Genomic DNA, 12,808 nt, shown 5'->3' with positions numbered 1-12,808 from the left:
ACCTTCCTTCGCGTGCGAAACCCGACTCACGACGGGCGTGGCGTGGCTCTGGTAACGCCCGACCGTGCCGTGAGTTGAGTCACAAGTCAATACTGCCGACCGAGTGATGCGGACCAGCGACTACGAGGCGTAGGCGCGCAGCTTCGCGGCGCGTTCGCCCTGGCGGAGCTTGGACATGACCTCGCGCTCGATCTGCCGCACGCGCTCGCGCGAGAGCCCGAACCGCTTGCCGATCTGGTCGAGGGTGCGCGGCTGGCCGTCCTCCAGGCCGTAGCGCAGCCGGATGACCGCCTGCTCGCGCGGCTCCAGCGTCGCGAGCACGCGGCGCAGGTCGTCCTGCAGCAGGCCGGAGATGACGGCGCTCTCGGCGTCGGTCGCGTCCGAGTCCTCGATGAAGTCGCCGAGGGGAGCGTCCTCCTCCGTGCCGACCGGCATGTCGAGCGATACCGGGTCACGGGCGTGGTCGAGCAGGTCGGCGACCTTGTCGACGTTGAGGCCGGACTCCTTCGCCAGCTCCTCGTTCGTCGCCTCGCGGCCGAGCGACTGGTGCAGGTCGCGCTTGATCCGCGCGAGCTTGTTCACCTGCTCGACGAGGTGGACGGGGAGGCGGATGGTGCGGCCCTGGTCGGCCATGCCGCGGGTGATCGCCTGGCGGATCCACCACGTCGCGTACGTCGAGAACTTGAAGCCCTTGGTGTAGTCGAACTTCTCGACCGCGCGGATCAGGCCCAGGTTGCCCTCCTGGATCAGGTCCAGCAGCGGCATGCCGCGGCCCGTGTAGCGCTTGGCCAGCGACACGACGAGGCGCAGGTTGGCCTTGAGCAGGTGGTCCTTGGCCCTGCGGCCGTCGCGGACGAGCTCCCCCAGCTCGTCGCGGCGGGTGGGCGTGAGGCGCTTGGCCGTCTCCATGACGTGCTGCGCGAACACACCGGCCTCGATGCGCTTGGCGAGCTCCACCTCCTCCTCGGCGGTGAGCAGCGCGGTCTTGCCGATGCCGTTCAGGTAGACTCGAACGAGATCTGCTGCCGGCCCCTGGGCGTCGAGCTCGTGCTCGGCGACGGCGACGGTGGTGTTCTCTCCGACTTCACGGTCGGAGATCCTCGTGACGGTCATGGATCTCCCTCCCCCTGCTGCGGGCGGCGACGAGTCGCGCTTGCGGTCAAGGCGGCGCGGCGCTGCGCCCTGGTTGCCGGTGTCGCGGCGGGCCCGCTGGGGATCCCGTCGCTCGCTGGCTGATACCTGGGTAACGAACGCGATTCCGAATTCGTTCCCGACTTCCATGACCTGAAGACGTCACCGCTGTCACAGCGGTTGCGCGACCAATCTGAGGATTGGCTGAGAACTGTTTCCTCAGACCTCCACGAGCACCGTGAACGGACCGTCGTTCACGCTCCGCACCGCCATATCGGCCCTGAATCGTCCCGTTTCCACATGCGCGCCCCTTTGGCGCAGCTCTGCCACGACGGCGTCGATCAACGGCTCCGCGTGCTCGGGCCGGGCGGCCGCCGTCCAGGACGGACGGCGGCCCTTGCGGGTGTCCCCGTAGAGCGTGAACTGGCTGACGACCAGCAGCGGAGCGCCGGTGGACTCGCACGACTGCTCGTCGTCGAGGATGCGCAGCCCGTGCAGCTTCTGCGCCATCTTGCGGGCGTGCGCGTCCGTGTCGTCGTGGTGGACGCCGAGCAGCACGAGCAATCCGGGCTCGCCGATCGCGCCGATGATCTCCCCGGCGACTTCCACACTCGCCTCTGTGACGCGCGCCACAACCGCTTTCACGCGGGAATCAACATTCCGTGCCGGACGAGATCACGAACGATCGGCAACGCGGCTTCTGCATCGATTTCTCCGTATGCGAACTCGAGCAGTGCGAGCAGGTCTTCGAGCGGCAGCGCGCCGGTGCAGCCGGCGACGAGCTTCGCGGTCGCCTCGTCGACCTCGTGCTGCCAGCCGGGGCCGTCCGTGCGGTGCAGCCGGGCGACGACCTTGCGCCAGCCGTCCTCGCCCGGTTCGGAGACCTCCTCGAGCAGGACGGTGTCCGCGACCCGGAACCGCTGCCCGAGCAGATCGGGGTTCGCGCGCAGCCACGCGACGTTGTCGAGCCAGCGCGCCGCCTCCGGGCCCAGCGGGTCGTCGTAGGCGTGGCGCAGGTCTTCGCACACGACCTGGGAGTGCATCTCGTCCGTGCGCCGCAGCGTCACGTAGCCGAAGCCGACGCCCTGCACCTGGTTCTCCTCGAACCAGTCGAGCCACGCCGCGGCCTTCTGCCGGCCCTCGGGGCTGCGCGGGTCGACGCCCGCGTCCTTGAGCCACGTGCCGACGTAGAGGGCGGGCTCGGCGATGTCGCGCTGCACGAACCACGCGTCGATCCCGCCGCGCGGCAGCCAGCCGGAGACGCGCTCCTCCCAGTCCTCGCCCTTGCGGTGCACCCACGACGCGAGGAGCTGGCCGACGCCGCCCTCGTTCAGGAACGCCGGGAGCTGCCGGATGACCAGCGCCGACGCGTCGTCGCCGCCCAGGCCGGAGTCGCGGTAGACGTAGTCGACGCGGGGCGGGCCGACGACGAACGGCGGGTTGCACACGACCTGGTCGAACCGCCGGTTGCGGACCGGGCCGAACCACTCGCCCTGCAGCGTCTCGACGTCGAGGTCGTTGAGGCGGAACGTGCCCTGTGCGAGCCGGAGCGCGCGCTCGGACAGATCGGTCGCCGTGATGCGCTCGGCGTGCTTGCCGGCGTGCAGGGCCTGGACACCGCATCCGGTGCCGAGGTCGAGCAGCGTGCCGACCGGCGTGCGCCTGGTGGCGCGGGCGAGGCTGATGGACGCGTGGCCGACGCCGAGCACGTGGTCCTCGGGGACCGAGCCGCCGCGCACGTCGGAGTCGAGGTCGGCGACGACCCACCAGTTGTCCTCGTACGGCCGCACGTCGAGCCCGGCCCGGAAGTCCCCCGCGGTGCCGGTGGCGAGCACCTCGTTGCGGACGGCGTCGTCGAGGTCGACGCCGGCGAGCGCCTTGCGGACGTCCTGCTCCGGCTCGTGGTCGCCCAGCAGGAACAGGCGGACCAGCGTGCCGAGCGTTCCGGAGTCCCTGCTGGCGCGGCGGGCGGGCTCGGGCTCACCGCGGCCGAGGGCGGAGTGGGCCTGCGGGCCGAGGGCGTCGACGACGCCGTCCGCGGTGTAGCCGGCGGTCAGGAAGGCCTCGCGCAGACGGGCGCACAGGTCGGGTGAGAGATCGGGGTGCACGGGGGGAGATGCTGTCACGCCACCGGTGTCAGCGCGTGATCCGGAGGGCGATCGCCATCGCGAGCCGCTGGTCGGGGTCGTCGAGGGGCAGCGGCGTCACCTCCGCCATCTTCTGCATCCGGTACCGCAGCGTGTTCGGGTGCACGTTGAGCTCCCGCGCCGCCGCCCGCACGTCGCCCTGCGCCGCGAGCCACGCCCGCAACGTCGCCGCGTACTGCGTCCCGTACTCGGCGTCGTAGCGCAATATGTTGGATATCGGTCCACGGGTCGGGAGTCGTCCTGCTTCGGCGACGGCGCCGAGCCGGTGCAGCAGGACCCGCGCCCAGGCGTCGTCGTAGACGACCGGCGCGCCGCTGCTGAGCGCGAGGCACTCGTCGGCCTCCTGCCGCGACGTCGGCAGCTGCGTCGCCTCGGCCGGTCCGCCGATCCCGGCGAGCACCGTCGCCTCGGCGGGCAGCTCCCGCTCCAGCGACCGCACCCACGCGACGGCGTCGTCGGCGGCGGGGATGACGGTGTAGAGGACGTTGCCGAACAGCGCGCTGCGCCCCGGCCGCGACCAGCCGAAGCCCGCGGTGGCGCGCTGGAACGCGAGCACCGCCGCGCCGTGCTCGCCCTCGCCCGCGTGCGCCTGCACCGCGATCACCCGCAGGTCGGCGGACGGCAGTCCGAGCCGGGCGACGTCGGCCGACTCCGGGTGCTCCAGCAGCCTGATCACCAGGTCCGCCTCGGCCTGGCGTTCAAGGTCCGTCGACGCACGCGACCTCAGCAGGTGCAACGCCGCCGTGCGCGCGCCGTCCACCAACGCGGCGCTGCGCGCGGCGTCGACCGGTCCCGTCACCTCGACCCACACCGACCCCAGCAGCTCCCGGCCCGCGCGCACCGCGGCGACCAGCCGGTTGCCCAGCTGCGGGGTCAGCTTCGGCACGAAGATCGGCTCGTCGGACGACGCGAGGTGCGTGAACACCCCGAACTCCTCGAGCGCCCGCCGCGCCTGGTCGGGCACCCGCCGGCCGAGGATGGTCTGGACGCGGACGGCGTCGACGTCCTCCTGCCGGTAGGAGTAGGCGAGCACGCGCGACTGCTGATCCTCGATCGTCACCGGCCCGCCCACCACGCCCGCGATGACGTCGGCCAGCCCGAACAGGTCACCGGTGCGCGTACCGCCGTTGACCAGCGTCTGCGTGACGTTCGCGAGCTGGCTCCACGGCACCGACGGGTCCACCAGCAGCACCGCCGCCCCGGACTTGCGCGCGGCCGCCACGACGCGTTCGTCGAGCGGCGGCCTGCCGTGCAGCACCACCGCGGACGCCGCGGTCGACGTCACGAGACGCGCGGCGGCGGCCACCGACGGCATGCCCAGCCCCAGCAGGACGTCGCCCGGCGCCGCGGGCGTGTTCTCCGCCGGGTCGTGCAGGGCGACCCCGCGCAGCTCCACGTCGCGGCCGCCCGGCGCGCACGCCAGATGCGTGCCCAGGCTGCCGAGCACGTCCACGAGGCGATCAAGGGCGACCACCCGCGGATGTTAACCGCCGACCGGGTGCCCCGGCGGTCACCCGGACGTGCGACGATGAGAGGCGTTGCCGATGGAGTTGGGCGAGGTGTGTCGTGAGCAGTCCCGACCGGAACGACACCCCGGTGTTGATCACCGAGGCGGCCCCGTCCTACGAGCAGCAGCACGCCGCCCGGCGCAGGAAGTACGCGATCATGATGAGCCTGCGCTTCCCGTGCCTGGTCCTCGCGGCCCTGTTCTCCCACACCTGGTGGCTCGCCCTGTTCTTCATCGTGCTGTCGGTGCCGCTGCCGTGGATGGCCGTGCTGATCGCCAACGACCGTCCGCCGCGCAAGGCCGAGAAGGCCAACCGCTACGAGGTCGAGCGCCGCGCGATCGAGCGCAGGAGCACCACCGTCATCGACGGCTAGGTTCGTGTTCAGTGGAGCGGGTGATCGAGTCACCCGCTCCGGTGCTGGAGATGCTCTGGGAGTCGCACGAACCGCGTGCCGCGCTCGGCCTGAGGTTCGGCCTCCCCGACGAGGAGGCGGCCGCCCGCTGGGTCGCGCGGGCGCTGCACGACCATTGGGGCGTCCGCGTCCTCTCCTGCGAACGGATCGTCATCAGCGACCACAACGCGCTGGCCTGGGTCGGCACGGAGTCCGGCCGGCTGGTCGCCAAGTGGTCGGTGGCGCCCGAGCGCTTCGCGCACCTGGCGCAGGTCGCCCGGCTCACGCGCTGGCTCGACGGCTGCGGGCTGCCGGTCTCGGCCCCGGTCCCCGCGCTGGACGGCCGTCTCCAGGTCGAGCTCGACGGAGCCTCGCTGGGGCTCCAGCACGAGGTCGACGCGGGCCTGCTCGACACCGGCGATCCCGGTGAGGTCCGCGCGGCCGGCGCCGTCCTCGCCCGCCTGCAGGACGCGCTGGCGGAGTACCCCGAGGCCGGCCGGATCGCCGCCGGGCCACCGAGGCCGCCGGCGGACCGGATCACCGGCTGGCTCGGTTCCGAGGCCGGTCACCTGCCCGCGGCGGCCCGTGACGCGCTCCGCGGCCTGGTCGCCGCCGCGCCGCCCGGCCCGCTGCCCGTGCAGCTCGTCCACCGCGACTTCCGCTCCGCGAACGTCCTGTGCGCTCGGGGGGAGGTCGTGGCGGTCCTCGACTTCGAGGAGGTGGCGCCCGACCACCGCGTCGTCGAGCTCGCCCGGTCGGCGACGCTGCTCGGCACCCGCTTCCGCGACTGGGGGCCGGTCCCGCCCGGGGTGTGCTCCGCCCTCCTCGCCGGCTACCGGTCCGTGCGCCCGCTGACCGCCGCCGAGGAGGGCTGGTGGGACGCCCTCCTGCTCTGGCACGCTCTCGCGATGGTCCCGCCGGGCGACGACCCGACGGGCTGGGGAGCCGCCGCGGCCGGGCTCATCGGGGTGGCTGGGCTCCCACGACGCTGACGGCACGCGACCCCGCGCGCACACCCCCGAGCAGCGCGTCGCGCTTCGACGCCCCCGCGAGCCAGGCCGCCAGGAAACCCGCGTCGAACGCGTCGCCCGCTCCCGTCGAGTCGACGCACTCGGTGACTTCAGCGGGGACCGAAACCACCTCGTCGGCGTCGACCCACGTCGCGCCGCCGGGTCCCGAGGTCACCACGACGGCACCGACGTGGGAGAGCAGGGCCTTGGCCGCCTCCGGTTCGCCGGAGCCGGCCAGGGCGAGGAGCTCGTCGGCGTTGGGCAGCAGGAAGTCGACGCCGCGCACGTCGTCGAGGAACGCCTCGGCGGAGTGGATCAGCACGGCGGCCTGCGGGTCCACCGACGTCGTCCAGCCCGCGTCCCGCGCCGCCGCCAGCACCGCCAGGCCGGCGGGCCGGGACGTGGCGTCGAGCAGCACGTAGCCGGACAGGTGCAGGTGGCCGTGCCCCGCGAGCAGACCGGGGTCGAGGTCGGCGGGGGAGAAGCGGGCGTTCGCGCCGCGGTCGGGCAGCATCGAGCGCTGGCCGTCCTCGTCGACGAGGACGACGACGCAGCAGGTGGCCAGGTCGGGGTCGACGGCGAACGCGCACTGCACGCCCGCCGAGGTCAGCTCGGCGTGGACCTGGCGGCCCGCCGAGTCGGCGCCCACGCGGGCCACCAGCACCGGCGAGGCGCCGCACGCGGCCAGCCACACGGCCGTGTTCGCCCCGGCACCGCCCGGCTCGATGGTCACCTTGGCGCGCACGTCGCCGCCGTGGGCGATGGGGCCGCTGTGGCGGGCCACGACGTCGAGTCCCGCATCGCCGACGACGACCACGGGCTTCATCGGAAGAGCTCCCCGACGAGCGAGACGGCGACCTGCGAGGCGACGGAGGCGTTGTGGACGACCAGTTCCTCGTTGGCGTCGAGGCTGACGCCCTCGCTGGCGGTGTGGAAGTGCTCCAGCAGCACGGGCGTGACGTCCTTGCCGCGCACGTCCTGGTCTGCCAGCTTCCGCAGGCCCTCGGCCAGCAGGCGGTCGTGCAGGGCGGAGTCCATCTCGAACGGGGCGGGGATCGGGTTCGCGAGCAGCATGCCGCGGCCACCGGCGGCGAACACGGCGGCGGCCTGCGCCGGGGTCTCGACCCGCCACGGCACCTCGAAGTCCGACTCGCGGCGGTAGAACGCCGGGAAGCGGGAGGTCTGGTAGCCGACGACCGGCACGGACCGGGTCTCGAGGACCTCCAGGGTCGCGCCCATGTCCAGGATCGACTTCACGCCCGAGCAGACGATCAGCACCGGCGTCGTGGCGACGACGTCGAGGTCCGCGGACACGTCCCACGTCTCCCGCGCGCCGCGGTGCACACCGCCGAGGCCGCCGGTCGCGAACACCCGGATGCCGGCCCGGTGGGCCAGCGCCGTGGTCGAGGCCACGGTCGTCGCGCCGCTGCGGCCCAGCGCGCAGGCGGGACCGAGGTCGCGCAACGACAGCTTGACCAGGTCGCCCGCGTTGCACACGCGGTCGAGCTGGGCCTCCGACAGACCGATGTGCGGCACGCCGTCGAGCACGGCGATCGTCGCGGGCACGGCGCCCGCCTCCCGCACCACCTTCTCGAGGCGTGCGGCGACCGCGAGGTTGCGCGGCGCGGGCAGTCCGTGGGACAGGATGGTGCTCTCGAGAGCGACGACGGGCCGGTTCCCGGCCAGTGCGGCGGCTACTTCCTCGGCGATGTGCAGCGTGGTCACGAGGGGACATCATCCCAGGTACCCTGGGCGCGTGAGCACCCAGACTCTCCCCGAGGTCGACGTACGGCCGGAAGGCACCGACCACACCGGGGACGACACCCCGAAGATGTTCCACTACGTGCGCAAGGCGAAGATCGCCGAGAGCGCCGTGATGGGCACGCACGTGGTCGCCCTGTGCGGCGAGGTCTTCCCGGTCACGCGGTCGCCGAAGCCCGGTTCCCCGGTGTGCCCCGACTGCAAGAAGATCTACGAGGGCCTGCCGAAGGGCGGCGGCGAGTAGACCGCCGGCCCGCAGGACTTCGCGCAGCCGCGTTCAGTGCCTCGGAGGAGGGGCACCGGGCGCGGCTGCCGTCATCCGCGCTGCTTCTCCTCCTCGGGAGACGACCGCGGCTTCTGGATCTGCACCGGGCTCGTGAGCTGCGTGTCGGCGGGCGACGGCGCCGAGAAGCTCTCCTGCTGCGGCGCCCGCCGGGGCTGCACGCTCTCCTCCCGGATGCGGGAGGCCGCGCGTTCCATCTCCAGCCGGCGCCACCGGCGGCGCTGGCGGCGGGTCATGCGGGCGGGCCACATGTCCTGGATGGCGCTGTTGAAGTACGCGCCGATCGTGATCGCCAGGCCGATGAAGAACACGAACAGCAGGAACGCGATCGGCGTCGCCAGCGCGCCGTAGGTGTAGCCGGTGGTGGTGATCCACTGGATGTAGAGGCGCAGGCCGATGGACGACAGGATGAACACGGCCATCGCGAGGACCGCGCCGGGCAGCACCCGGTGGTACGGCAGCCTGCGCGGCAGCGCCACCTTGTAGAGCGCCGACAGCGACAGCACGAGCAGCAGGGCGACGCCGGGGTAGTAGAAGCGGCCGACCCACGTGGTGATGTAGGGCTGCCAGGACGCCGGGAAGAACTGCGGCAGGACGTCCGGGCCCAGCGCCAGCACCGGCAGGCCGACCACCAGCGCCACCAGCGAGACCAGGTAGAGCAGCAGGGCGAAGAAACGCTGCCACACCTCGTTGCGCACGCCGTACTGGCCGTGGGCGACGGTGATCGCGTCGACGAACGACGACATGGCCGACGAGCCCGCCCACAGCGAGATGAGGAAGCCGATGGAGACGATCTCGCCCTTGCCGGTCGAGAGTATCTCCGCGACCGTGGGCTGGATCACGCCGTTGACGACGTCGGAGCTGAAGATCGTCCGGGTGAAGCCGATGATCTTCTCCTGGACGGCGAGCACGACCTCGGGCCCGAACCAGGTGCCGATCCAGCCCATCGAGCCCAGCACGCCGAGCAGCAGCGGGGGGAACGACAGGGTCTGCCAGAACGCCGCCTCGGCCGCTTCTGAGAAGATGTTGCCTTCCCACGCCTTCGACAGAGTGCGCGCGAGTAGGCGCAGCGGCCCCTTGCGGCCTGACCTGCGTGCGTCGTCCTCGGTAGCCGAACCCATCGCAGGGTCAAGCATGGTGCATGGGACCGCGTTTCGCGGCATCGACGCCCGGAACGGGTAGGCTCGCGGTGCCCTCGGCCACGGTCCGCCTGAGGGCTGTTGCTTGTCCACGCCATGTCTGACCTGCGCACATGAGGAGAAACACGTCTGTGACAGCGACAGCAGCAATGCGACCGCTGCGGGCATGGCAGCGCCGGGCGCTGACCAAGTACCTCGCCGCGAAGCCCCAGGACTTCCTCGCCGTCGCGACCCCCGGCGCGGGCAAGACGACCTTCGGGCTCCGCGTCGCCGCCGAGCTGCTGGCCGACCGGACGATCGAGACCGTCACGATCGTCACGCCCACCGAGCACCTCAAGCACCAGTGGGCGAAGGCCGCCGCCGAGCAGGGCATCCACATCGACTCGAACTTCCGCAACACCAACGCGATGACCTCCCGCGACTACCACGGCGTGGCCGTGACGTACGCGCAGGTCGCCGCCCACCCGACGTTGCACCGGGTGCGCACGGAGAACCGCAAGACGCTGGTGCTGCTCGACGAGGTGCACCACGGCGGTGACGCCAAGTCGTGGGGCGACGCGATCCGCGAGGCGTTCACGCCCGCCGTGCGCCGCCTTTGCCTCACCGGCACGCCGTTCCGCTCGGACGACTCGCCGATCCCGTTCGTGCAGTACGAGGAGAGCAGCGGCGGCTTCAAGACGTCCAAGGCCGACCACACCTACGGCTACTCCGACGCGTTGCGCGACGGCGTGGTGCGGCCGGTGCTGTTCCTGGCGTACTCGGGCGAGGCGTCGTGGCGGACCAGCGCGGGCGAGGAGTACACCGCGCGCCTGGGCGAGCCGCTGACGCAGGAGCAGACCGCGCGGGCGTGGCGCACGGCGCTGGACCCGGCCGGCGACTGGATGGCGTCCGTGCTGCGCGCCGCCGACCAGCGGCTCACGCAGAAGCGGCAGAACGGCCTGCCCGACGCGGGCGGTCTCGTCATCGCGACCGACCAGACCGTGGCGAAGGCCTACGCGCAGGTGCTGGAGCGCGTGACCGGCCAGATCCCGACGCTCGTCCTGTCCGACGACCCGAAGGCGTCCGGCAAGATCGCCGAGTTCTCCGCGACGAACGAGCGCTGGATGATCGCGGTCCGCATGGTGTCCGAGGGCGTCGACGTGCCGCGGCTCGCGGTCGGCGTGTACGCGACGTCGTCGTCGACCCCGCTGTTCTTCGCCCAGGCCGTCGGCCGGTTCGTGCGCAACCGGAAACCCGGCGAGACCGCCACGGTGTTCCTGCCGTCGGTGCCGGTGCTGCTGCAGCTCGCGTCCGAGCTGGAGGCCGAGCGCGACCACGTCCTGGGCAAGCCGCACCGCGAGAAGGACGGCTGGGACGACGAGCTGATGGCCGCGGCCAACCAGGCCAAGGACGAACCGGGGGAGGACGAGCGCGCGTTCACGGCGCTCGGCACCACCGCCGAGCTGGACCAGGTGATCTTCGACGGCTCGTCGTTCGGCGCCCCGACCCACGCGGGCTCCGAGGAGGAGCAGGAGTACCTCGGCCTGCCCGGCCTGCTCGAGCCCGACCAGGTGCGCACCCTGCTGCTGCAGCGGCAGGAGGAGCAGATGGCGCTCGCCGCGAAGCGCCCCAAGCCCGAGGTCGCCGTGCGCGAAGCACGGCCCGTGGGTGTGCAGGAACGCCTCACGTCGTTGCGCAAGGAGCTCAACACCCTCGTCGCGATGCACCACCACCGCACGAAGAAGCCGCACGGCAAGATCCACAACCAGTTGCGCGAGTACTGCGGCGGGCCGCCCACCGCGATGGCGACCATCGAGCAGCTCGAGGAACGGATCTCGACCCTGCGTTCCTGGTAGGACGACCGGGCTCTGCTCGCACGCCGTCGTTCCGGCGGCCGGCAGAGCCCTGCGCGCACGTCCGGCCCACCCCGGGCAGCGCCTTTCGGACGCACTCGTGCATCCACGTCGTCACGCGCTGCTGCCGCGTCGTCGTGCAGCACCAGCCTGTCGGCGGCTTCCTTGTCGCCCGTCAACCAACCAACCTGGACATGACCGGGAGATGACGGGCGAGTTACCCCCTGCGCGCGATATCCAATATATCGCCGGTGCGCGCAGTAGCGCGGTGGTAACGCCCTCACGACTCTCGGTGACTAAATTTCGGCGTGGTTACCGCATCGTTGCGACTTAATCGATTCAGTGTGGTTCCGGTCACGCATATGTCCGGCATACGTTGTGCGCCACAACATTCTCTGTGACACAGCGCAGTGAAAGGGATGGCGGATGCGCAGCAAGAACCTCGCTTCCATCGCTGTTGCCGCGGGCCTCGCCCTGGCGGTTTCGGCGTGTGGCGCCAACACGTCCTCCAGCACCGGAGGAACCTCGAACTCGAACTCTGGCAGCAGCGGGGGCGCAAAGGTCGGCGTGATCCTTCCTGAGACCGCCTCCTCTGCTCGCTGGGAGGGCTTCGACAAGCCCCTCCTCGAGGCGGCTCTGAAGAAGGAGGGGCTCGACCCCGACATCCAGAACGCCCAGGGCGACGTCCAGAAGTTCAGCACCCTGGCCGACGGCATGATCAACGCCGGCGTCAAGGTCCTGATCATCGCGACCCCCAACAGCGAGGTCGGTGCCTCCGTCGCCAAGAAGGCGCAGGCCCAGGGCATCCAGGTCATCGACTACGACCGCCTGAACCTCAACGGCTCCTCGTCCTACTACGTGTCGTTCGACAACGTGAAGGTCGGCGAGCTGCAGGGCCAGGGCCTGGCCGAGGCGATGAAGGCCGCACCGCAGGGCGCGAACGTCATCGAGATCGAGGGCTCGCCCACGGACAACAACGCGACCCTGTTCCACGAGGGTCAGCAGAAGGTCCTCAAGCCGCTCTACGACTCGGGCAAGCTCAAGCTGGTCCAGTCCCAGCCGATCGACGCGTGGGACAACCAGAAGGGCGGCCAGGTCTTCGAGCAGATCCTGACCTCCAACGGCGGCAAGGTGGACGGCGTCGTCGCCGCGAACGACGGCCTCGCCGGCGCTGTGATCACGGTTCTCAAGAAGGTCGGCCTGAGCGGCAAGGTTCCGGTCACCGGTCAGGACGCCACCCCGGACGGCCTGCAGGCCGTGCTCCGCGGTGACCAGTACATGACCGTCTTCAAGCCGATCAAGGACGAGGCCGAGGCCGCCGCCAAGCTGGCCGGCGCCCTCGCCAAGGGCGACACCGCCGCCGCCGACGCCCTCGCGTCCGGCACGACGAAGGACACCAAGGGCAACCGCGACGTCAAGTCCGTGCTGCTCACCGCGCAGCTGATCACCAAGGACAAGGTCAAGTCCGTGGTCGACGCCGGCTTCGTCAAGGCGTCGGAGATCTGCGTGGCCGACACCCAGGCCGCGTGCACCGAGCTCGGCATCAAGTAGGACCGGCGCCCTCGCCAAGGGCGACACCGCCGCCGCCGACGCCCTCGCGTCCGGC

At 71.6% G+C, this 12,808-nt stretch carries 12 protein-coding genes; 5 read left to right on the top strand and 7 right to left on the bottom strand.

Features of this window, described 5'->3' with window-relative positions; translation table 11 throughout:
• Positions 1–120 precede the first annotated feature (120 nt).
• The 4 genes from ACFWGZ_RS32625 to ACFWGZ_RS32610 all read right to left on the bottom strand — a co-directional run bounded on the left by ACFWGZ_RS32625 (position 121) and on the right by ACFWGZ_RS32610 (position 4,752).
• A complete protein-coding gene (locus tag ACFWGZ_RS32625) occupies positions 121–1,113 on the bottom strand; it encodes a sigma-70 family RNA polymerase sigma factor (RefSeq protein ID WP_382455429.1) in 993 nt (330 codons plus the stop codon).
• Between the two features lie 237 nt (positions 1,114–1,350).
• Positions 1,351–1,776 carry a D-aminoacyl-tRNA deacylase gene (gene dtd, locus ACFWGZ_RS32620; RefSeq protein ID WP_382455428.1) on the bottom strand — a complete coding sequence of 142 codons (426 nt, stop codon included), beginning with the start codon at positions 1,774–1,776 and terminating at the stop codon, positions 1,351–1,353.
• Entirely contained in the window at positions 1,773–3,239 is a 1,467-nt protein-coding gene (locus ACFWGZ_RS32615; RefSeq protein ID WP_382455427.1) for a methyltransferase, read from the bottom strand. Before ACFWGZ_RS32615 ends, dtd begins: the two co-directional genes overlap by 4 nt.
• A gap of 28 nt (positions 3,240–3,267) precedes the next feature.
• Positions 3,268–4,752: a PucR family transcriptional regulator gene (locus tag ACFWGZ_RS32610; RefSeq protein WP_382455426.1), complete on the bottom strand. Its 1,485-nt coding sequence runs from the start codon at positions 4,750–4,752 to the stop codon at positions 3,268–3,270.
• Positions 4,753–4,844: 92 nt separating this feature from the next.
• On the opposite strand from ACFWGZ_RS32610, the gene ACFWGZ_RS32605 reads away from it, so the two are divergent.
• Both ACFWGZ_RS32605 and ACFWGZ_RS32600 read left to right on the top strand, forming a co-directional pair.
• Positions 4,845–5,159 carry a DUF3099 domain-containing protein gene (locus ACFWGZ_RS32605; protein WP_382455425.1) on the top strand — a complete coding sequence of 105 codons (315 nt, stop codon included), beginning with the start codon at positions 4,845–4,847 and terminating at the stop codon, positions 5,157–5,159.
• Positions 5,160–5,179: 20 nt separating this feature from the next.
• Positions 5,180–6,169 carry a phosphotransferase gene (locus tag ACFWGZ_RS32600; RefSeq protein ID WP_382455424.1) on the top strand — a complete coding sequence of 330 codons (990 nt, stop codon included), beginning with the start codon at positions 5,180–5,182 and terminating at the stop codon, positions 6,167–6,169.
• Here ACFWGZ_RS32600 and ACFWGZ_RS32595 read toward each other — a convergent pair.
• Both ACFWGZ_RS32595 and ACFWGZ_RS32590 read right to left on the bottom strand, forming a co-directional pair.
• A complete protein-coding gene (locus tag ACFWGZ_RS32595; protein WP_382455423.1) occupies positions 6,138–7,013 on the bottom strand; it encodes a carbohydrate kinase family protein in 876 nt (291 codons plus the stop codon). The genes ACFWGZ_RS32600 and ACFWGZ_RS32595 overlap by 32 nt on opposite strands.
• Positions 7,010–7,912 (bottom strand): pseudouridine-5'-phosphate glycosidase, encoded by a 903-nt coding sequence (locus ACFWGZ_RS32590; protein WP_382455422.1) that lies wholly within the window; start codon positions 7,910–7,912, stop codon positions 7,010–7,012. Before ACFWGZ_RS32590 ends, ACFWGZ_RS32595 begins: the two co-directional genes overlap by 4 nt.
• 31 nt (positions 7,913–7,943) lie before the next feature.
• Between ACFWGZ_RS32590 and ACFWGZ_RS32585 the strand changes: the two genes are divergently transcribed.
• A complete protein-coding gene (locus ACFWGZ_RS32585) occupies positions 7,944–8,192 on the top strand; it encodes a DUF3039 domain-containing protein (RefSeq protein ID WP_086667459.1) in 249 nt (82 codons plus the stop codon).
• Between the two features lie 71 nt (positions 8,193–8,263).
• Here the strand turns inward: ACFWGZ_RS32585 and ACFWGZ_RS32580 are convergent, their stop codons facing one another.
• Complete coding sequence (locus tag ACFWGZ_RS32580; protein WP_382455421.1) at positions 8,264–9,352, bottom strand: YihY/virulence factor BrkB family protein; 1,089 nt, start codon at positions 9,350–9,352, stop codon at positions 8,264–8,266.
• A 167-nt stretch (positions 9,353–9,519) separates the two neighbouring features.
• Between ACFWGZ_RS32580 and ACFWGZ_RS32575 the strand changes: the two genes are divergently transcribed.
• Positions 9,520–11,205: a DEAD/DEAH box helicase gene (locus ACFWGZ_RS32575; protein WP_382455430.1), complete on the top strand. Its 1,686-nt coding sequence runs from the start codon at positions 9,520–9,522 to the stop codon at positions 11,203–11,205.
• Positions 11,206–11,628: 423 nt separating this feature from the next.
• Positions 11,629–12,753 (top strand): sugar ABC transporter substrate-binding protein, encoded by a 1,125-nt coding sequence (locus tag ACFWGZ_RS32570; protein ID WP_382455420.1) that lies wholly within the window; start codon positions 11,629–11,631, stop codon positions 12,751–12,753.
• Positions 12,754–12,808: the final 55 nt, after the last annotated feature.

This window comes from Lentzea sp. NPDC060358 (genome assembly GCF_042725365.1).
Taxonomy (GTDB): Bacteria; Actinomycetota; Actinomycetes; order Mycobacteriales; family Pseudonocardiaceae; genus Lentzea.
Note: the sequence above shows the minus strand (reverse complement) of the source record. Positions and strands in the feature narration are given on the sequence as shown.

What these genes read in the sequence shown, in the direction of transcription:
- ACFWGZ_RS32625 (WP_382455429.1), bottom strand. Translation starts at nt 1,113, where the DNA reads ATGACCGTCACGAGGATCTCCGACCGTGAAGTCGGAGAGAACACCACC.
- ACFWGZ_RS32595 (WP_382455423.1), bottom strand. Translation starts at nt 7,013, where the DNA reads ATGAAGCCCGTGGTCGTCGTCGGCGATGCGGGACTCGACGTCGTGGCC.
- ACFWGZ_RS32580 (WP_382455421.1), bottom strand. Translation starts at nt 9,352, where the DNA reads ATGGGTTCGGCTACCGAGGACGACGCACGCAGGTCAGGCCGCAAGGGG.
- ACFWGZ_RS32575 (WP_382455430.1), top strand. Translation starts at nt 9,520, where the DNA reads ATGCGACCGCTGCGGGCATGGCAGCGCCGGGCGCTGACCAAGTACCTC.
- ACFWGZ_RS32570 (WP_382455420.1), top strand. Translation starts at nt 11,629, where the DNA reads ATGCGCAGCAAGAACCTCGCTTCCATCGCTGTTGCCGCGGGCCTCGCC.